This window comes from Mesorhizobium sp. M7A.F.Ca.US.011.01.1.1, from assembly GCF_003998295.1.
In the GTDB taxonomy this organism is placed as follows: domain Bacteria; phylum Pseudomonadota; class Alphaproteobacteria; order Rhizobiales; family Rhizobiaceae; genus Mesorhizobium.
In genome coordinates, this window is record NZ_RZRT01000016.1 from 88,701 (window position 1) to 109,666 (window position 20,966).

15 protein-coding genes and 1 pseudogene are annotated in these 20,966 nt (G+C 58.5%); 4 read left to right on the forward strand and 12 right to left on the reverse strand.

Annotated elements, in window-relative coordinates; translation table 11 throughout:
* Positions 1-76: 76 nt before the first annotated feature.
* Complete coding sequence (locus EOA13_RS17355; RefSeq protein WP_127294361.1) at positions 77-751, forward strand: response regulator transcription factor; 675 nt, start codon at positions 77-79, stop codon at positions 749-751.
* Here the strand turns inward: EOA13_RS17355 and EOA13_RS17360 are convergent.
* Positions 744-2,486 carry a PAS domain-containing protein gene (locus EOA13_RS17360; RefSeq protein WP_127294363.1) on the reverse strand — a complete coding sequence of 581 codons (1,743 nt, stop codon included), beginning with the start codon at positions 2,484-2,486 and terminating at the stop codon, positions 744-746. The two genes, EOA13_RS17355 and EOA13_RS17360, sit on opposite strands and share 8 nt — an antisense overlap.
* A 213-nt stretch (positions 2,487-2,699) precedes the next feature.
* Here EOA13_RS17360 and EOA13_RS17365 point away from each other — a divergent pair, with 213 nt between their 5' ends.
* Entirely contained in the window at positions 2,700-3,407 is a 708-nt protein-coding gene (locus EOA13_RS17365) for a helix-turn-helix transcriptional regulator (RefSeq protein WP_127294365.1), read from the forward strand.
* Between the two features lie 79 nt (positions 3,408-3,486).
* Here EOA13_RS17365 and EOA13_RS17370 read toward each other — a convergent pair whose 3' ends face one another.
* From EOA13_RS17370 to EOA13_RS17415, 10 genes are all read right to left on the reverse strand, one after another.
* Positions 3,487-4,527: a glycosyltransferase family 2 protein gene (locus tag EOA13_RS17370; protein ID WP_127294367.1), complete on the reverse strand. Its 1,041-nt coding sequence runs from the start codon at positions 4,525-4,527 to the stop codon at positions 3,487-3,489.
* Complete coding sequence (locus EOA13_RS17375) at positions 4,524-5,861, reverse strand: lipopolysaccharide biosynthesis protein (protein ID WP_245490410.1); 1,338 nt, start codon at positions 5,859-5,861, stop codon at positions 4,524-4,526. Before EOA13_RS17375 ends, EOA13_RS17370 begins: the two co-directional genes overlap by 4 nt.
* Before the next feature lie 211 nt (positions 5,862-6,072).
* Positions 6,073-8,304, reverse strand: a complete 2,232-nt coding sequence (locus tag EOA13_RS17380) for an exopolysaccharide transport family protein (RefSeq protein WP_127294371.1) — start codon at positions 8,302-8,304, stop codon at positions 6,073-6,075.
* Position 8,305: 1 nt separating this feature from the next.
* Positions 8,306-10,303: an asparagine synthase (glutamine-hydrolyzing) gene (gene asnB / locus EOA13_RS17385; protein WP_127294373.1), complete on the reverse strand. Its 1,998-nt coding sequence runs from the start codon at positions 10,301-10,303 to the stop codon at positions 8,306-8,308.
* Positions 10,303-11,562, reverse strand: coding sequence for an O-antigen ligase family protein (locus EOA13_RS17390; RefSeq protein WP_127294375.1), 1,260 nt, complete (start codon positions 11,560-11,562; stop codon positions 10,303-10,305). The genes asnB and EOA13_RS17390 overlap by 1 nt, the downstream gene beginning before the upstream one ends.
* On the reverse strand, positions 11,559-12,767 hold the full coding sequence (locus EOA13_RS17395; protein WP_127294377.1) for a glycosyltransferase family 4 protein: 1,209 nt from the start codon (positions 12,765-12,767) through the stop codon (positions 11,559-11,561). The genes EOA13_RS17390 and EOA13_RS17395 overlap by 4 nt, the downstream gene beginning before the upstream one ends.
* A 522-nt stretch (positions 12,768-13,289) precedes the next feature.
* Positions 13,290-15,059: a calcium-binding protein gene (locus EOA13_RS17400; protein ID WP_127294379.1), complete on the reverse strand. Its 1,770-nt coding sequence runs from the start codon at positions 15,057-15,059 to the stop codon at positions 13,290-13,292.
* A gap of 327 nt (positions 15,060-15,386) precedes the next feature.
* A complete protein-coding gene (locus EOA13_RS17405; protein ID WP_164780120.1) occupies positions 15,387-16,370 on the reverse strand; it encodes an ATP-grasp fold amidoligase family protein in 984 nt (327 codons plus the stop codon).
* An 11-nt stretch (positions 16,371-16,381) separates the two neighbouring features.
* On the reverse strand, positions 16,382-16,834 hold the full coding sequence (locus EOA13_RS17410; RefSeq protein WP_127294381.1) for a hypothetical protein: 453 nt from the start codon (positions 16,832-16,834) through the stop codon (positions 16,382-16,384).
* Between the two features lie 69 nt (positions 16,835-16,903).
* Complete coding sequence (locus EOA13_RS17415; RefSeq protein WP_127294383.1) at positions 16,904-17,176, reverse strand: hypothetical protein; 273 nt, start codon at positions 17,174-17,176, stop codon at positions 16,904-16,906.
* A 141-nt stretch (positions 17,177-17,317) separates the two neighbouring features.
* Between EOA13_RS17415 and EOA13_RS17420 the strand changes: the two genes are divergently transcribed.
* Together EOA13_RS17420 and EOA13_RS17425 are read left to right on the forward strand one after the other, a co-directional pair.
* Complete coding sequence (locus EOA13_RS17420) at positions 17,318-19,069, forward strand: type I secretion system permease/ATPase (RefSeq protein WP_164780130.1); 1,752 nt, start codon at positions 17,318-17,320, stop codon at positions 19,067-19,069.
* The gene (locus EOA13_RS17425; protein ID WP_127294387.1) at positions 19,062-20,438 is read left to right on the forward strand and encodes an HlyD family type I secretion periplasmic adaptor subunit; all 1,377 of its coding nucleotides are present in this window, start codon (positions 19,062-19,064) and stop codon (positions 20,436-20,438) included. The genes EOA13_RS17420 and EOA13_RS17425 overlap by 8 nt, the downstream gene beginning before the upstream one ends.
* 400 nt (positions 20,439-20,838) lie before the next feature.
* Here EOA13_RS17425 and EOA13_RS38780 read toward each other — a convergent pair.
* A pseudogene (locus EOA13_RS38780) lies at positions 20,839-20,966 on the reverse strand (capsular biosynthesis protein CpsI); the annotation flags it as partial.

Genomic DNA, 20,966 nt, shown 5'->3' on the forward strand with positions numbered 1-20,966 from the left:
GGGTCACCGTACAGTCCATCCAAAGGGAGGTTTCGGCAGCTAGGGACACATGCGGGCTGCCAAAGGTGGGTGGTTCATGTATCGTATTATCATCGCCGATGATCACGGCTTGTATCGTCGTGGGCTGCGGCTGGCATTGATGGCCGGCATTCCAGACTTGGAAATATTCGAAGCGGCGTGTTTTGATACCGTCATAAGCCTGCTTGAAGATCAGGCGCCCGTTGATCTCGCCATCCTCGACCTGAACATGCCGGGACTGTCCGGTCAGGATGATCTTCGCGACGTCTTACCGGCTCATCCCGACACACGGTTTGCAATTGTCTCGGGGACCGATTCACGCGCCGAGATTCTGACTGCCCTTTCGATTGGACTTCATGGCTATATCGTAAAGTCCCAAACGGACGAGGAGGTGGTCCTGGCGGTGAACGAAATCCTGGCCGGCCGTATTTACGTCCCGGCACTTCTTTCACAAAGGTCGAAGGAGCCGGTACGCCTTCCATCCGGGGCTCCCACGCAAATGCCCCACAGAACCATCAGCGCCAACAATCTGGGCAGGCTTACGTCTAGACAGAAGGAAGTCCTCAGATTGATGGCCGAAGGTTACTCGAACAAAGAGATTGCCCGCTCTCTTGAAATTGCAGAAGCGACGACGAAGATTCATGCTGCCGCCGTCCTGCGCGAACTTGGAGCACGAAATCGGACGGAAGCCGCGGTGTTGCTGAAGACATGGGCCGCCAGAGACATCAACTAGCGCCGATTGCTTTTGGCGGCAGCCGGACCGAATATTTCAGTCCGTGATCCAGCATCTCAAGCTTGGAAGAGTGGCCCACGATAGGCTCACCGTCGACTCCAATGATCAACGACCCAAAACCGCGCCGAGCCGAGGTGGAGACCCGGCGCTCTCCCGATTCCGACCATTCAAACACTATGTCGGCGCCGGGCTCCTGGGCTGCGAATTGCCACACGACCTCGATGCGGCCTGCCGGAGTGCCGAGAGCCCCATGCTTCACGGAATTGGTCGTAAGCTCGTGAACGATCATTGCGAAGCTCTCAGCCGAACCCTCAGCCATTTTAACCTCTGGTCCACTGAACGAAATGTTGTGCGTACCCATATAGGGCTGCAATTCCTGAACGATGAGATCGCGCAGGGAAGCCGACAGGCTGCCATCGCGTGAAAGAAGCAGATGCGTCGCCTGGAGTGCGCCGATTTTTTCGATCAGTGTCTGCTTATAGCGGGCGATATCGTTGTCGGGGGCACCAACCATATTCACAAGCGCCGTGATCACCGGAAACAGATTGTTGAGCCTATGGCGCTGTTCAAGCATGGCCCGTTCTCGCTTCTTCGCCGCAGCCCGCAGCAGAATGGTTATGCGCCGATCGGTGAGATCCGCGGCGACCCCTATTCGCTGTGCACGACCATCGCGCAATTCGTCCCGTCCCCGAAGAGCAATCCAGCGGATATGCCCGCCAGCTCGCCTGATGCGGATCTCCGCGTCATAGTTGGCGCCTGATGCAAGCTCTCGCGGGGCCGTCAGATTAGGCAAATCGGCCGGGTGAACGACCGCGGCCAATTCCTGCAATGGACGGCTCGGCGCGGGTGCCAGTCCCATCATTTCCCAGAACGCGGCTGAGCCGTTCACGAACCCGCTCTCGAAATCTATGCGCCATGTTCCCAACCGGCTGGACGATAGCGCCAGGTCCAACCATTCCTTCTGAGCCCGGAGTGCCTCGCGGGCGGTTCGCTCTCCCGATATGTCGTCCACCATTACAAAGATGCTTTGAGGGAGAGCATCGGCTGGCACGGCTAAAGACAGTGCCAATCTTGTCCACAAAACCGTGCCGTCCTTTCTCAGGAGACGGATCTCCGAGCCGAACGAAGTCGTGTCTTTGAGGCGAGTCAACGCTTCCGCCAAAGTGTGGTTGTCCTCAGGATGGATGAGTGTCCTGACTGGCAAACTAGAAAGCTCCTCCTCGGCATACCCTGTCATCTCACAAAGACGTTTGTTGGACCGTTGCAACTCTCCGTTCTCGCTCATGTTGGCAAAGCCAATGGCGGCACGTTCGAATGCCCAGCGATAACTGTTTTCGGTTGCCTCCAAGGCCACGAGTCTATCCTCGGCAACCTGCAAAAGGGTGCGGTAGTCTTGCCTCTGCCGGTGGAAAGTCAGGGCGATCATCCCCCCTGCAACCAGCAGCAGAATGGCCCGAATCCAAACGTCCACGTCGATTGGATTGTGCAGGATATCCCGCGCCAACAAGCCGACGGCCACCATCACAAACGTTGCCGCAAGGGCGATCAGGCGATCTTCGAGATATGAGATGGCAATAATGGTGGGAATAAACTCAAAAAAACCGACGTCGTATGCCATGGAGGCGGGCAGCGCTGTCTCGACCGCAAGTGTCGCGATCAGAAGCGACATCGAGGCAAGGTGGGTTAGCAACTTGCCTGAGCTGTTCGGATGCAAACTGAGCGAATGCAAACGCATATGCCAGACTATAACCTTCTGACTAGTCCGTCGAGATTAGACCGAAAAGCGTACAGACTAGTCCGACCGCAGGATTGTTCCCCGGGATTGTAGCGCGCATTTTGTCCGATGTCGGGGGCGGATCGGACCGCAACTCTCCAAGCGACCTGACTGACATGTTTAAGGCACCTCCTTTTGACTGGGAGGCGTTGCCGTTTTGCGGGAGGTAAGAAAATGGCATTGGTTGGTAGGCAGGATGATGGAGTTCTTGGTCGCCAATATGGAAGTTTCGGGGGAAAGCCCGTTTCCGCCTTGAGAACGCAGGGTGGCCATAGTTCCGCCTGGCATCAAGCACCACAAAGGTTCGACGGCGTGGCTGTCGAATCACGGCAGAGCAGCCTTGCATCTGTTGTGAGAATGCTTGATCGCATCGGTTGTGGCTATCTGATCCTGAACAGCGACAGGAAGGTCATGGAGTGGAATTCAGCTGCTCAAAACACCCTGGAGCGCGAGGGCGAGGCAGCTGATACGGCCGGCAAAGTGTCTGTTGCTCTGAGACGGCTGATCGCAAACGTGCCGGGCAATTTTCTTCCTGGCACGCTTTCATGGGTGGTGATCCGCGGCATGGGCGACAGGCCTCTGATATTGAACGAGAAGGGCATAGCAACGCCTGACGCGACAAGTATCGTGGCGCTGCTGGATCGTGAAAACAGGTCCGGGCCAAATCCCCAGACGCTGCAAAGAATGTTTGGCCTGACGAGTGCCGAAACGCAGCTTGCGCTGCGCTTGGCGCAGGGGGATGCCCCTTTGGAAATAGCCCGCAAGCGGCGCTTGAGCCGGACCACGATAAGGTCGCAGCTGGCGTCGCTGTTCGCCAAGACCGATACACGGCGCCAGGCGGAACTGGTAGCTCTTCTTGGGCGCATATGCGTCTTGCCGTGAGGTAACGGCCGTACCATGCGCGCGCACAGGCTTGTGCGCGCGCAATCTGTTGCCGGCGCGCTTGTCCGCCAGCCTCACCCTACCGCCGTCGTGTGCGCACCCGGCCCAATCTTGGGCGGATTGCAAACACGTGGTTAAGCACGTGCCAGCCCGCCACCTTCATGACGGAAGGTCGGAAGATCTGAATCCCATCCAGGAACGTGGTCAACCAGGACTGCTGGTGGAACCTCATGGGAATACGAGCAACCCGCAATGCCCGCAGCAATGTCTCGGGAGGCGGGAGATGGTTGCGGTCCTTGATGAGATTCCAGTTAAGCTGTTTGACGGCGAGGGTCACTTCGTCGACCTCGCGGAAACTCTTTGACGTTGTAATGCTTGGATGGTTCGTTGCATCGTAAAAGGTAAGCGGATCGCTTATCGCCACCATGTCCCCATGGCTGGCTAGATCCACGAAGAACAGTTGATCCACTCCGGCCGGAATCTCTTTGTGCGTGCGCATCAAGCAGCCGGCACGAATGACGTCGCTGTTGATCAACAATGTGGATGGAATAATCCCCAGGCAGCGTGTCGCGCGCACCAGATAGAGGTCCATCAGGCACTGCTGGCTGGAATAAAGCGAGATCGGTTCCTGCTCCTTGGGGACTTGGCGAAATCGCACTCGCTTGTCCTCGATTATGTTTGCGGCTGACGTCATGAAGGCGACTGAGGGGTACTGTTTGGCAACTTCGGCGAATGTCCTGAGTGCACCTGGCGCAAGCCAGTCATCGTCATGCAGCAACTTGATCCATCGCCCGGAGCAAGACAGCATAGCGTTATTGGTGTTCTCTACCTGACCGCGACCTCGGCTGTTTTCGATGATGCGGATGCGAGGTTCGCTTCGTGCATAGTCGGTCACGATAGCCCAGGTCTCGCCCTCCGGTCCCTCGTCGTCGCTCACGACCAACTCCCAATCGGAGTAATCCTGGCCCAAGACGCTGTCGATCGCCCTGCGGATCGTATCCGGTCGGCGAAAGGTTGGTATCCCGACCGAGATAAAAGGGCGTGACCATGAGACATCGGCACGGTCATGCTGGGTGACCGCAACTGCCGTTTGAAGGTTGTCAACCGACGACGAATTCATGGTGTTTTTTCCTCGAGACATTCATGTTGGATGCACGTTGCAGCGCCTGCTGGTTGAGGGTCGTGAGTCAGCAGATACAGCGATGCTGCCAATTTCAGAGCGAAACCCGACGCGCCGCCGGCGGCCATGAAATAGATGACGGTGACTGGCTGCCAGCCCGCCTGGGCGCCGGCGAGCAGCGGGCCAAACACGAGAACCGCTCGTGCGAGGTCGATGACCAGTCTTGTTCCTTGCCGACGTAACAGAGCGGGAACATCGCTAAGCGGAGTCGACAACGCTTGTGCCGCGCCCATCAGCGCCAGTGCGGTCATGATTTCCGCAGTGGGCATCCAAGGCTCGCCCAGGAGCGGAACGACCACATAGGGCGCAGCGAGTCCAAGCAGCAATATCGGCACGGCGGTAAAGCCGGCGGCCAGCAGGAGAAGCCCGCGTGCCACACCAAGCAGGTGTCCACGATTGTTGTTCTGGTTTGCTTCGGCGACAAAAACATTGCTGAGCGGTGAAGCGATCAGCGTCACTGGACCGGTAACCAGGCGCGTTGCTACGCCCAAATATCCGGCAAATGCGGTGCCGAACAGCCCACCGACAAGAACTGCCGGAAGATTGTTGATCGCTATGCTCGCGAGTGTTGCGGGAATATCGAACAGAGGAAATTTGTATTCCCGCCGAGCCTTTTCGAACACCGCACGCCAAGGTGCCCGTGCGATGCCGCGCATATCCTCCCAGCTCGTCACCCGATAACCGATATACCCGATAAAGACGAACTGGCTCAGAATATGGGCATGGATCATCGCTTCACCGCCGAGGTTGGCGAAGCCGAAAGCCAATTGCAGTGCAGCCATGCTCGCCGGCAGGATCAGCCGCCCAAGGGCAAAGTCACGCAAAAGGCCGGCACGCAGGCTCCAGCAGTTCATGGCCTCGACCAGACCTGCGCCTCCCATTCCGATCGGAATGAGCCAGGCGAGCGAGCCGAGGCGATTGGGAGCAAGGTTCGACAGCATCTGTCCGGCCGAAAAGGCCAGAACGGTCGTCACGAAGACAGCCAAAAGGATAAGCTTGACCGTCACATAGGCCTGCGCGCTCCCCTTCACCCCATAGAGTGACGCCTCGAAGCGCAATGCTGCGACCCCGGCGAGGATGTTCACGATCGACAGATAAATCGTAAAGATGCCGAAATCCGCAGGCGAATAGAGCCGCGCCAAAACCGGAATTGCAGCAAGAAGAGTGAGTTGGCCGGCAATTGCCATCGCCGACACTTCACCAGCTGCACGAATGATCGAACCGATCGTGCTCGGCCGAACAGCGATGATGGCTGTCTCGGCCGCGGGAACCATCTTGGGTCTCAGAAGGTCGCTTAGTGCCATCGGTTCGCGCTTCCGAGGGAGACATATCGGGGATTGCCGCAGCCTACGATGCACACCGGACCTTGCCATCATTCACCTGAATGACGCGCTCTGCGGACAGGCTGCACCGTGAATCGTCCTGGCCGCTCCCTGGATGAACCGCCCCGGATCGTCCGCAGCCCAAGGACGAGCCTGTGCTTGATCATGCTATTTGCTCGCGCAAGAGATCGGCGCTATCCTCGAGCCGATATCCGGCATGTTTTTTCAAGTTCACTTGCGTGAGGACGCTGCCGACAGGTATCGCCAGAGAACCGCTGCCCTGAAGGAGTTCCAGCACCCCGCGAGCGAGAGTGCGTGGCGTTTTCCTCCACCGGACGGCGAAAAGCACCGCATCAGCCCATCCAGCCAGAAATTTGGCTTCCGGCCGCCCGAGCGCCGACGGCAGGTTTATGATGACGATGCGGTAGGTCAAGTGCAGATCCGCCATCACTTTGCCCCCATCCTCGCAGGACAACACCGCCAGCAGATCGTCCGACGGAGCAGCGGTCATCACGTCGATGCCGATTTCATGCAGACTGGCCACGGCATTTTCCAGGTTGCTGCGATTGCAGACATAGTCAGCGAAGGAATGGCGGCTCTTGCGCTCGCTGAACTGATGCAGGAACTCGAGCGTGAGTTGAACGCCCTTGCGTTCAAGATCGATCAAGAGGACTCGACCGCCCATCCGCGTGCCGGCCAGCGCTAAACTCCATGCGAGCTCGGTCCCCCCATCCTCCGGGACGCTGGAGGTGACAAGCGCCGTGTACGACGAACGAGCCCTCAGCGCATTGGGCGCCGCAGCAATTAGCAACGACGTCACGGCGCGGCTATAGGCGGAGCTGCGCTCGCCCAGGACAAGGGTTCGCAGTCGTTTGGCATGCACCCTGCCGGCTTCGGGAATCTGCCCCATGCATGGAACCTTGAGGATCGCTTCCGCCTCGGCCTCGCCGCGGAAAGTCCGATCGAAGTGATTGCGCATCGTGACGAAAATCGCCCCCAGAATAGCGAACACAATCATCCCTGGCGGGACAAGGAAGATGGCAGGCAAGGTCTGCGGGATGGTCGGCGGCCACGCCGCCGATAGGATGGAAATTCCAGCCGAAGGAACTCCGATACGCCGCGTCAAATCCTGTTGCCGGCCAAGAAGTTCGTTGTATCGCTGGGTCAGCAAACTGACCTGCGGCTCGAGAGCCCGCAACCCGGAAAGCCGGCTGGCGGTGTCGGCCATGACCGCATCCAAAATGGCCTTCCGGCTTTCAAGAGTGGCGATCTGGGCACGGAAAATGTTCGCGTCCGCAGCAATCTTGTCTATGCCTTGTTCGACCTTGCTTTCAGTAGCGTTTCTGAGTTCCGGGTCCGCAGGCGCGCGAGCCTGTCGAGCCGCAAGGTCGGCAAGTTCAGGCCCGCCAATAGCTTCGGCCACGGAGGCGAAAGAAGCTCCCTGCTCTCGAAGCTCCTGAACATGTCGCAGCCGAGTTTCCATAGCGGCGAGATCCGCGTTTGACATCGACAATTGCTGGCTGAGGTCGGCCCGTTCCCTGGCTGCATTGTCCGCCGAGCCTTGGTCGATGGCTCCGTGGCTCAGCCGATATTTCTCAAGGCGGTCGGCCGCTGCCTGCAGATCGTTTTGCAGCCTTGGCAGGCTGGTGGTGATCGCATCGAGTTCTTGCTGGTCGGACGCCTGCCTTCTCCTTATTAGATTGTCGACATAGACCTGAGCGAATGTGTTGGCCACGAGCGCCGCCCGCGCGGGACTGTCATCGGCGAAAGCGACGGAGATTACTCTCGATCGCAGTTCCTGCCCGACCCGCATTCCTCGCCGCAAAGCTCTCAACTCGGAGGCATCCTCGGCTTGTGAATCGTTGATTGTTTTGTCCGCTCCTGGCCACAGCCGGTCCAGTAGACCACCGGCAAGTGAGCGTGTCCTCGGGGGAGGGATGGCAGACGGCTCAAGCCGGGAATCCTTGGTGGCGGAATTGTCCTGTCCGGTGTCCGCCGCACCTGTCTTGCGCAGTGCCGCCATGACGCGGCGCAGGTGATCTTGCGACGATAGCATCGTGATGTGGTCATCTATGCTTGAATCAACGAGGTCCTGCGAAGACGGGGCGCCGACGGGCAGTGAACCGCGCGATGGGGCGTCGATGATAAGCTGGGTAGTTGCCTCGTAGAGAACCGGTCGAAGGCTTCCCAGCAACCCCGCCAGCAGGCCGCCCAACACAGCGAAGCCAACAATAGACCATTTTCGCCTTGCCAGGATGACGAAGAGTTGGCGCGACGCGGTGGGCGGCTCGACATATTCGCGCAATGACCGCACGTGCACTCTGCCTTCGAGAACCGGTGCTGGTGGTTGATTGACTCGTGGCAGCTGGATCGGGCTGATTGCGGAACCTACCATATTATACTCCTGCCAGATCGGGTTCATGAATTGGGCCGGTTTGCTGTGCTTGCCGGTTGGCGTTGCTCCGCCAGGCCTGGAACATCAACGCCGACCACAATTCGCGCGACCGGTTTTGGCCATCAATGTGATCGCGCCAGCAGGCGTCGATCTTCGCAGCGTCCAATACGTCACTGCTTTCGGTTCGCATGTCGGCGAGAAGATCGGTGGCCCAGTTGCGCAGCGGACCCCGCAGCCATGCAGCGATAGGGACATCGAAGCCCTGTTTCGGACGCTCGATCAGATGCTGCGGGAGATAGCGGCGTAGCAGTTGACGAAGGATCCATTTGCCGGCGCCATCACGAACTTTCATGTTGGATGGCAGCCGCCAGGAGAATTCGACAACGCGGTGGTCAAGCAGAGGACACCGGCCCTCGAGGCTGTTGGCCATGGTGGCACGGTCCAGCTTCACCAAGATATCGCCAGGCAAGTATCCCGCCATGTCATCGCACAGAAGACGGGAGAGCAGGTCGTCAAGCGGCGGACCGCCGTAGCCGTGGATTGGTTCGGTCGGCCGCTGACGTCCCAGGTTTTCAGCCTGTGGCCGCGCCAGCCGCTGAAACAATTCGTCTTCATTCGATGCCGTGAGCAGCCGGGCGAGACGTTCCAGTCGGTCGCTCCGGATAAAATGCCTCGCGCTCGCAGAGAGCGGCAGTTTGCCAACGACATCGTCACGTCCTGCGCGTGCGAAAAAACCTGCCCCCGCCGCCAAGGTTCGGCGCAGTTGTCGGGGCAGGCGCAGGTGTCGTTTCAGCCGCTCCGCCATGAAGTGGCGGCCGTATCCTGCGAAGCATTCGTCACCGCCGTCGCCCGACAGCGCTACGGTGACGTGCTGACGAGCGAGCCTGGCAACGAGCAAGGTCGGTATCTGCGATTCATCGGCGAAGGGTTCATCCCAGACCTGCGGCAACTCGGGAATGACGTCACGTGCAGCGCTGGGCGAGAGGTGAAGTTCGGAGTGGTCGGTACCCAGATGACGGGCAACGGCCGCTGCGTATGGAGCTTCATCAAAACCGCCCTCTGCGAACGAGATCGTGAAACTGCGAACCGGCTTGCAGGATTGAGCCTGCATCAAGGCGATCACGGCTGAGCTGTCGATCCCGCCCGACAGGAAGCCGCCTAGAGGGACGTCGGCGATCATGCGTTCCCGCACGGCCAGCCGAAGCCGGTTGTCCAGTTCGTCAACCAGATCTTCGTCGGTGCCGGTGGCGGGGTTCCGTCGCCCATCGGCAGCAACGTCAGCCAGTGACCACCAGCGGTGAACGCGTTGGGAAAGACGGTCCGCGCTGCGGTCTTCGGCAAAATTCGCCGCGGTGACGGAAAGGACAGAACCGGGCGGCAGTTTGAACACGCTTCGCCAGATACAGCGGTGGTCCGGCACCCATCCCGTTGAAAGCATTGCCGCCGCGGCATCAAGATCAAGGTCGGGAGAAAAGCCCGGAAAGCAGTTGATCGCCTTCAGCTCAGAGGCGAAAACCAATGCGTCTCGGGTCGAAGCAACATAGAGGGGCTTTTTACCCATCCTGTCGCGGGCCAGATAAAGGCTTCTTGTCTTCAGATCCCACAACGCGAACACGAACATTCCGGCAAAGCGTTTAAGGGAGGTCTCAAGCCCCCAATGCTCGATTGCGCTGAGCATCACTTCAGTGTCGCTGGCACCTTGAAAGGTTTGGCCCGCACCCTCGAGTTCGCAACGCAGATCGCGAAAATTGTATATCTCACCGTTGAAGGTGATCACGTACCGGCCGCTGGCGGAATGCATCGGCTGGTGCCCGGCGGCTGACAGGTCGACAATTGCCAATCGCCTGTGGCCCAGTGCGATTCCAGCTTCGCGATCCGCCCAGAGCCCTTCTCCATCCGGACCCCGGTGACGCAGCGACGCGGTCATCCGCCCGATCGCCTGGAGCGGCTTTATGTCTGGGGCATCGGAAGCCAATAGAATTCCCGCGATCCCGCACATTAGGACACCCTCGGTTCAGCAAGCTGGCGCCGAAGTGCGGTCGGATTTCCGGCTACGAGGCAGAAAGCCAGCGAAAACCACACGATCGGATGGCGGATGATCAGGTGAGGCATGCTGAAGATTATCGTCGACGCACAGAGCACCAGCAACGCGTCGAATCCCGCTCGCCAGGCAAGCGACATTGCGGCTCCCACGATCCAGACCAATGCCATCACAGCAAGCAATCCGCCCTGCAGGTAAAGGTCGAGAACGGTATTATGGGCCTCGAAGGGTCGCTGCAGAAATTGACGGTCGGCGACGGGCGGGCGCTCGAGGTGGGGCCCAGGGCCCAGTCCCAGGGACCCGGATTTCAACCCTTTTTCCACGGCCTCCTCCCACAGATAGAGCCGGAGTTCGAACGTTTCGAGTGTCGCTTCCCCACCCTGGTCCTTGGTAAGGCTCTTGGCAAAATGGGCGACGCTGGCCTCTTCGGTGAGCGCGTACGGCGTCATCGCCAGCGCTAGAGGCAAGGAACCCGACAACAGCACAATTGCTGCCAGGCGAGACAGGCTGGCGCGACCGCTCGTTTCGATCCATGCACGAAGCCGCAATCCGAGAAAGACGAGGCAGCTCAGGATACTGGTGTAGAGATAGGTGTCGCTCTTCGTCAGCCGGCCGACATAAAAGGTCAGGATCAGGCTGGAGAGTGCGAGCAAACGGCGCCATGGGTTGCGGGTGGTCGTGGCAAGGTGCAAAGCCAGGGGGCCAAAAAGCGCGCAATAGAGCGCAAGTTGGTTCGGGTTCTCGGACCAGCCACGGAACCTGTCCCAGAACCAGGGGTCGACGCCGGACTGGTGGGCTACCCCAAATGCCAATCCCAGCTGAATCACGAAGCTCCCATTGGCGATGGCGATCACCCACCATGCACTGCGGCGAAGGTGACGATCGGCGTCGGGCTCCGCGGCCGCCAGGCATGTGAAGCCGGCCAGCAGCATGTAGGCCATCACGTCATGTACCAGCCCGGTCAGGTAAAGGACGGTGGTCAGGTAGCCGACGATCGTGCCGATTCCCAAAGCCAGCGATAAGATCAGCCAGAAGCTCGCCAGTTGGACAAAAGCGGGTGTGACCTGGAGACGACCCCCGGCGAATATTCGTCCAATCGCCAGAACGATCCAGATCGCGATGAACAATTCGCCATAGCCGAGCGGCAATCCTGGAACGCCGAGTTGCGTCGCATAGGACATCGCAACTCCCAGGGCGAGCAAGGCGTCCCGGATCATTGACGTGCTCCGCCCCGGTGATCTGCGAGGCTGCCCTCAAGTGCGACAGCAGGGAGCGGTCGCGGAAGCCCCGCGCGGAGTGTGTTTTCGTACAGGTCGCAGTACTGATCGACCACCAACGGCAGGGCAAATCGCTCCCGCACAAGTTCAGCGGAACGGGCGCCCATTGCCTTGGCCGCCGCGCGGTCGGACAGCAAGTCTATTGTTCGCGAGGCAAGGGCATCGGCATCATGCGGTGCAACCAGGTAGCCATTCCACCCGTCTTCGACGACGTCTCTGCAGCCTGGCATCCTGGAAGCCACGATTGGCAGTCCCGCAAGCCCTGCCTCCAGCAACACACGCGGTACTCCTTCGCGATACTGGGTGGGAAAGGCGAATACATCGGCCATGCCAAGGAGATCAGCGACATCGCGTCGTGGACCCAAGGCCAGCACATGAGGTGCGTGCCGGTCGATCTCGGACTTGTCGATTGCGAATGAGCCTTCGGATTCTCGCGGACCGACAAGCACAAACCGTGCTGCGGGTCTTTCGGCCACGATGCGAGGAACCGCCTTGAGGAGGGTTCCCACACCCTTCTGACGGGTCAAGCGGCCGACAAAGATCACCACTTCGGCGGACTGGAGACCGAGTTCCCTACGCATTTTCGTTGCCGAGGACCCGAGATGACGCAGCGTTGCGAACGCATCGACATCGATTCCGGAACTGCGTATCAGTCGTGCGCTCCCGCGACCGATCAGCCGAAAGCGCTCGAAGAACAGTTGGTCATCGCGATTTTGGAAAACGGTCGCTGCCGTCCACGAAGACGCGAGCCATTGCAGTGCGCAATAGACCGGACGCAGAGCCAAAGCGCGAGGCGCCAGCGATGAGAACGTCCAGCCCAGCCCGTTGATGGTGCGAATGACCGGGATTGTTCCCCGCATGGAAAGGGGCGTCAACAGATTAGGCTTGGTGTCGAAACTCTGGATGATGTCGGGCCGAAGCTCCCGCATCAATCGGCGCATCGTTCCTAGAGCGTGCCATTCCCCGCCGCCAGATGCAAACCGATCGAAGGAGAACCTGTGATGCGAAATGTCATGCCGCAGAAACGGTACGGGAGAACCGCTCGAGACCGCCGTAACGCGAAAGCCTTTCTCTCGCAGCGCGATGAGGAAGGGAACTCTCAAGGCGTGATCCTCGCCTCCCACGCAGACCAGGTGCGGGTTCATCTGCCTCTCCCACGCACATGGCAGTCAAGTCGAGGAACCGATCGGCTCTCGATGCTGCCATCGCCCGGTTTCACCACCTCTGAGCGCATGCCGCCCGAGTGCACGCTAGGGGGACACCAGATGCCTGTCCTCGTCCGTTTGAATGACACCCGTGATGTTTGGAAGGGCAGCGACCAGCGAGGCGAGATTCCCTCGCGGTTATCGGAGCGCTCATGTGACTCGTGGGCGCGGCATTTGCCTGAGCCGGTACGAGTGGCTGGTCCGCATCACCTTGGCTGTCCAAGGTTCCGAGTGTCCAATTGCGGCGGCGTGGTGCCTGAGCTCCCCGCGGTTCGCCGATGGGCAAAAGTTTTGACACTTGATTGCGCCGGGCCGTCACGCGATGAGTCGGCCCTCGGCCTGCGTCGTCGGATTTTCAGTACCGAATCCGCACGTCAGCCCCTGTTCCGCACAAGCGGAATATCTGACGGCGAGGCCCAGGGGCCTCGCCGACTTCTTAAAGCAGTTCTTCGTTGGGCTGGTTCAGGTGACCAGGAAAGACGATGCGGTAATCGACAGATGCGGAGAGAGGCTCGCGAAATGGATCTGGTTTGCGCCTCCGACGCCGTCGCTGTCGAAAGAAAGAGCTCCCGTCGAACTGTTGTAGATAATGTGATCGGAACTGTCATGCGCGGCTTTGCCGGCAAAGAAAGCATCCGACGAAAGGCTCCCCTGATCGAGACCGGCAAAGATGGAATGATCGAGGTGAATCTTGTCCTGGGCTTTGTTGAAATCAGTGATCCTGTCAACGTTTCCAGCGCCAAGGGCGGTACTGAACACGAAGGCATCTCTGCCCCCGTGCCCGGTCAACTTATCGGCTCCGCCACCACCGTCGATCTTGTTGGCGCCGGCGTTGCCTTTGACGGTCTGAGCGAACTCATTGCCCGTCAGGTCGATCGCGGCCTTGCTGGACGCCTTGCTGGTCGCGAGTTGTTCGATGTGCGAGCCAGCCGATAGGGCGAAACTCACAGAGGCGAGGACTTTATCGATGCCGCTGCCCTTCTGCTCCACCACCTTGTCGTGAGCATTGTCGACGGAGTAGGTGTCATTGCCGCCATAGCCGGTCATCTTGTCGGCGCCACCGCCACCATTGATCTTGTTGGCGCCGCCATTCCCATAGATGGCTTGACCGAATTCGTTGCCGGTCAGGTTGATGGACGCCCTGCCACCCGAATTGGCGGTGGAGAGCTGCTCGACATGTGATCCCGCCGTAAGAGCGTAACTCACCGAGGCCGCGACCTTGTCGAACCCCCCGTTTGGCGCTTCCATCACCTTGTCATGAGCATTGTTGACAAGATATTTGTCATTGCCCGTGGTTGCGTGAAAGACGTCTGCGCCGCGCGTGCCATGGAAGACATGATCGCTGCCCGACGGGGCCGGCGCGGCGGGAGCAGGGGCGCCGGCGTGAGTTGGAGGCGTGGTCGGTGTGCCGACCGGATCACTGACCGGCGGCGTGACAGGATCACTAACCGGGGGCGAGACCGGGGCATGGGTGCCCTCGAGATTGTGCTGAAGGAAAAAGGCTTTCAGTTCCGAGGCGCTTTCAAGCGCGGTGTCGCCATTCTGCGTTCCCCATTTATAGGTATAGTCGAAGGCCGGCGACGGAACCAGTGCGGCCCAACGATCAATCATGGCCTGCTCCTGGGCAGCGGTGGGCATGACAAACTTGCCGCCAGCGCTGGTTTCCCAGTTGCCACCGCCGAACCCCTGATAAAGCGGGATGATCTTGTCGATCGGGATGCCCGCTTCACCGGCAGCCGCAACCATCTTGTCGATATGGCTGTAGTCTGGAGCCGAAGTGTTGTTGATGGGGTAATAGCCAATACCGTAGAAATCGATGCCCGTATTCGCCGGATTGTAAGCGGCGTGGGCCGGGTCGTTCGGGTTCATGTAGCTCGGGGAGCCATCCGTGCCCAAGTTCATCATGGTGATGAAGGTCTTGGCGCCGGGAAAATGAGAATGGATCCAGTCGGATTCCGCCTTTAGGTTTGCAGCGGTTGCGTAGCTGCCCCACTTGCCTGTCGGATCAGGCTCGTCGCTAAGGTAAAACCCGAACACATCCGGATTACCTATGAAGGGAGTGACTTTATCGATGAAAGACGAAGTTACTCCGTCGTGCTCACCGAGATAAACCAAGCCTTTCATGCCATCCGGTAAAGCATTGACTTGCGAAACGTATTGAACATCAGCCAGATTGAATCCGGCGGTTGCGATCTCGGCGGCTGATCCACCGGACGCGTAGTGGAGTGTCATCCAAAAATCCTTTGGTTGATTCGGTTATGCCCCATGTCTGCTTAGTTGACGGCGCATATTAGGCCCAAATCAAATACGACACACGCTGGATAGAATCTTTGATCGCCGACAGGATTGCTGCATAGCAGGAAATGTCCCGCTTCGGGCAACCGAAGTCTTTTAAAACGGTGCCGCAACAACAACATAAGCCCCTCTCATCCGGCTCATTGTTGAGCCGCGTGATTGGGGAAATATGCGCCTTTCCCGACAGGGTTATCCCCAATTAGAGGAAAGCCGATGGGGGGGCCTCGGCACATGAACCGAGGCTTTCGTCTAAGCCCTTGCGGCTCAGCCGCCGACTTGGCGGTCGAAAGATCGTGCTGCTTGCGGCGTGAAGCGGCCACCTATCGCTGCTTTAGGAACACTTTCTGCCTTGACCCTATTTAAAAAATCTATGGCCCAACTCTCGTTTGAAATATAATCCGATCCAGCGCATGGAGAAAAAGTCATCTCTCCAAAATATATGTCGCCATTAACGCTGTACAAATCAACCCTGACAAACTCAACATCTCTAGATATCCTCTCCGCAATCTCAATCATTTTTTCGAGATTTTCCGGCCTTTCTACGTTTCCTGGTATGCCATAACCGTACATGACATCAATCTGCTTAAAATCCGGAAGAGAAAAGACAGCTCTCTTATGATCAACAAATCTACCGACGTCGACCTGAAGATAAACTGCTTTACCGCAAACACAGAAGAATTTGTAATCACTTAATTCTCCTCCGGTAGAAATATTATCTTCGATAATTATCTTCTTTTCCATTTTATAATATTGCGTCTCTCGTCCAACATTGAAGTACGATCTCTTAGAAAAATTTAAGAATTCCTCTATGGTTTTCCTATTGAGCGGCTTGTCGAGGAACATAACTTTTCCGGAGGAATGGGTCGGCTTCATCACGAAATGACGTCCGATGAAAGGCTCGATCCAAAGTAGGATATCATCTGCCGTTGTATTTCTATTTATCTTGAATACAGCAATCGTCTTTGGGATTTTCAGACCTGCGATTCCACCAGCTATGTACTTAGCATAATGCTTATCAACGCATATCTTCTCTAGATAACCCCATCTATTCCGTATCATTCTGTCAAAGATAAAGTCATTTATCGTAGCAGATTGGCTGGAAACCCGTCTTGGGAACCTGTGGTTTCCGTTAAAGAATCCGGCGGCTGCTATGGGGTAGTTCAGAACGTAAAAATTCGGGGTTATCAAGCTGACCCTATATATAGTTTCCCAGACAGCTCTTCTTAATTTTCGATACTTCTTTTCCACGCAACACCCCACTACGTTTCGAATTCAGCCCGATATCGCCATGCGATCGGCTTAGGCGACCCTTCGAAGACATTTTGAAATAGGAAATCGCGAACCGAAGCGCAGTCGCAATTCTCATTTCGGTCGCCTCGATTTACTCTTCCATTGTTTGCGGATAACGCACCGACTACCGCAGCCTCCGCTCTGATAACGACGATGGTGAAGGCGCGATCCGCCTTCTTGGGCAGATTGGCAGCCGTCCGCCAGCCGAGGCGGGTTCGAGCCCGTCGGCCAGCGCGCCCCGAGGTGAACGAGCCTTTTATCCAGTCGCCATCCTGCGCATGAGCTAAACCCAGAATACGGTCAGGCTCGATCACTGTCCTCGTCCGTTTGAATGACGCATGCTGCGCGCCGTCCTGACGGTCGTCCACTTGCCGCCGCTGAAGTCTGGGGGACTGGATGCCGGACTTCACTGCCGCACCCATGGCCCTATCGTACGTAATGGAGTGTCAACCAAAGATCATTTGGTTGATTCGGTTAAACCCAACGTCTGCTCAGGTGATTGGTGTAATCACGACGAAATCAAATACAAAATACAGAACGATAAAAGGTTTGATTGATCTAAGTTGTTGCTCCGCATCAGGTATTTTGTGCCAACCACCGCGGCGTCTTTGAAAGTGTGTGGAAGCAAGGACATAAGCCCTTTTTGCGTGTTCGATTCTGGACTGCGTTACTAGCGCGAATTGCCATTTTTTGGGGAAGTTATCCCCAGCCTGTGCACGCTGCGGGTCGCGTTTTGTTGGTCCTGCGCCACGAATCCGCTGCATTTTCCTCAAAGTCGACGTATGTAAGCAGAGCGTAATAAGGGGGGCGACGGATAGCGGCTGCTATGCGCATCAAGAAAGGTTTGAGCCATCACAACTTACGGAAGTAACGGCGCGGCAGTGTCGCGCGAACGACCGCTGGTCATGAAAACATCGGGGGCCGGTTCTCCCGAGCTACGTTCCGCCATTCTCGCCTGCATGCCTGGGCTGCTTGGCGTGGCGCTGTTCTCGGCAGTGATAAACATTCTCGCTCTGACCGGTTCGGTCTATATGTTGCAGATCTACGATCGCGTTCTCCCGTCGCAGAGCGTTCCCACCCTGGTGGGGTTCACGATCGGCATGCTGGGCCTGTATGCGGTCCACGGGCTCCTGGATTTCGTGCGGCTTCGCGTGCTGGTCCGCATCGGTAGCCGTCTCTATAGGAATTTGCAGCAAAAGGTGTTCTCCATCTCCCTATCCTTGCCGCTCAAGGCAGGGCGTGATGCAGGCCGTCTGCAGCCTTTGCACGATCTTGACCGACTGCGCGGCTTTCTTTCCGGAACGGGACCGACGGTCATCTTCGACGCTCCGTGGATTCCTTTTTATCTGGTGATCATTTATTTGCTCCATCCTTTGCTAGGCTTGTTGGCAACCGTCGGCGCGATCGCCGTGGTCCTCCTGACGGCGGTTGCGGAAGTCTTTAGCCGTGGTCCGGCCGCGCGCGCCTCCGAGGAGTTGTCGTCGCAACGGGCGCTTGCCGACTCCGCCCGGCGCAACGCCGAGGTCGTTCATGCAATGGGGCTTTCTGGTCGACTGGCTCGACGCTGGAGCGACGTCAGCCGCGCATATCTTGGTCAGCAGGAACGCCTCTCGGATGTCGTCGGTGGCGCCAGTTCCTTCTCGAAGGCGCTTCGCATGGGTCTGCAATCCGGCGTTCTGGGGCTCGGTGCTTACCTGGTCATCGGCGGTGAAGCTTCTCCTGGGGTGATCATCGCATCTTCCATATTGCTCGGCCGGGCCTTGGCCCCGGTTGACGCGGCGATTGCAAACTGGAGAGGCTTTCTATCGACCCGGCGCAGCTATAGCGAGCTAGCAGCTGTCATGGCTGCATTTGGCAGTCAGGACGACCCGATGGAATTGCCTCGCCCACAGACACGATTTGCCGTCGAGCAACTGACAGTCGCGCCGCCCGGCCTGACAAGACCGACCGTTGTAAATGTAAGCTTCCACCTGTCGAGGGGTGCTGGAATGGCCGTCGTCGGCCCGAGCGGCTCCGGCAAGACGACGCTGGCCCGTTCGTTGGTCGGGGTGTGGAAGCCGCTCCATGGCTCGGTGAGATTGGACGGCGCCTCTCTCGATCAATGGAACTCGGAACAGCTCGGCGCCCATATCGGCTACATGCCGCAGGATGTGGAGTTGTTTGACGGCACAGTAGCAGACAATATTTCGAGGTTCCGAGGCAAGACGGATCCAAAAGGCGTCCTTGCGGCGGCAAGAGCAGCCGGCGTCGAGAAAATGATAATGCAACTCCCTCAGGGATTTCAGACCCGCATCGGCGAGGGCGGAGCGGCCCTGTCGGCAGGGCAGAGGCAACTCGTGGGTCTCGCCCGAGCACTTTATGGCGAGCCGTTTCTTGTCGTGCTCGACGAACCGAACTCGAACCTCGACGTAGATGGGGACGCTGCCCTGGCGGGCGCCATACGGGCAGTGCGTCAGCGCGGAGGCATCGTCATTGTCGTTGCGCATCGTCCTTCGGCTCTCGCCAACATCGATCAGGTATTGGTTATGTCGAATGGGACGGTTCATGCCTTTGGCTCGCGCGAGCAGGTCTTGGCGAACGTGCTCCGACCTTCACCGCCTGTTTCACCTCGGCCATCTTCTTTGGCGCCGATACCGGGTGTTGCCGGACATGCATGAAGCTCTGCTCGAAACATTCGTCGCTTTCTCATCGTATGCTCGGACCCTTCGTGGCAGCAAACGGGCTGCCGTGAGCGCGCCAGATCTGCCGGACGGTATACGGGCCAACCTGATATTCGGTTTGGTGATTACAGGTCTGCTGGTCCTTGGCGGCGGCCTGTGGCTGGGATTGACCAACATCGCCGGCGCTGTGGTTGCACCGGCCACCGTGGTGGTGGAAACCAACGTCAAGAAGGTCCAGCATCAAACCGGAGGCACAGTGGGCGGGATCTTCGCGCAGGACGGAGATCATGTACGAGCCGGCGACGTGCTGGTCAGGCTGGATGACACGCTGACTCGCGCGAACCTGCAAATCATTAGTGAGGATCTCGATCGCGCGACCGTCCGCCTCGCCCGGCTGGAGGCCGAGCGCACGGGCCTGGCGGAAATGCAGCTGCCGGTCGGCCTGAAGGCGCGAATGAACCAACCGGAGCTGGCTGCGCTCGTCAACGGCGAGCGCGCCCTCTTTGAAACGCGCGCCTCGGCTTTGGCTGGGCAGAAGGCACAGTTGAGAAGCCAATCCCAGCAACTTGAACGTCAGATCGACGGTCTTAAAGCGCAACAGAGCGCGGTGGATGAATCGGTTGCTCTGCTGAATAAGGATTTCGCCGACGTTGATTCCCTCTACGCCAAAAAACTCGTCTCCAAGGAGAGGGTGAGCAACATCAGGCTGGATGCCACCCGGGCCAGGGGAGAATCGGGGCGCCTCGCTGCCGCAGTAGCTGAAGCGCAGGCGCGCATTAGCGAAACGGGGTTGCAGATGCTGCAGCTGGATGACCAAAGGCGCACTGACGTGACGACCGAACTCCGCGAGACGGAAGCCAAGCAGACCGAACTCAACGAACGGAGGATTGTGGCCCAGGATGAATTGACCAAGACAACGATCCGCGCGCCGCAGTCCGGAACAATACAGGAATCGGCTGTCCATACCGTCGGCGGCGTTATCGCGCCTGGCGAGATGCTCATGACCATCGTGCCTGATGCCGACGATCTTGTGGTGGACGCGCTGATCCCTCCGTCGCGGGTCGACGACGTCCGGCCAGGGCAGCCGGTATCGATCCGTTTTCCGGCGTTCGACGTGGGAACCACTCCGGTCTGCCAAGGGTCAGTGAAACACATCTCGGCAGATCTGATTAAAGATCCGCAACGTCAGCTTTCCTATTTCTCGGCGCGGATCAAGGTCGAAAGCAAATCGAACTGCCTGACCGAAGCGAAGGTGCTGAGGCCAGGTATGCCCGCCGAGGTTCATATCCGCACCGATGAACGCAATGTCTGGTCTTATCTGTTGAAACCCTTTGCGGATCAGATGTCCAAGGCGTTTACGCAGTGATGGCGAGGAGGGGAGGCGAGTAGGATATCGGGATTTCTGGCGGCCCGACGGCTTTTTGGGGGCGGGCGGCCGTCGAGCCTAACCGGCGGCGCGGGGATGAAGCGCCTCCGGCTGGAGGAAACATGCGCGTTATGTGACGCTACCGCATCATTCGAATAGCGAGGCAGTTTGTCCGCTGTCGGTAGTTTTTTGCCCAATGAAATAAACGAACGCGAATGGCGGATGGCGGGCGAGCGGAACCGCAACATCACCCATCAAAGATCAATGTTGCTGTGGTGCGAATTGCGGGGGCGGCCAATCCCCGTGGGTGTCGTGCTGGCAGGAGCTGGCGCAGCCATCGAGCATCACTGGACCGTGGCCTGAGGCGAGTTTGCCAGCCGTGATCTTGCAAAGACTTTGTCTATCCCCGCCCGAAATACGCCTGGTACCACTCGACGAACCGCCCCACCCCTTCGGTCACTGTCGTCGTCGGGCGGTAGCCGACCGCCTGCTCCAGCGCCGAGGTGTCGGCGAAGGTATCGGGCACGT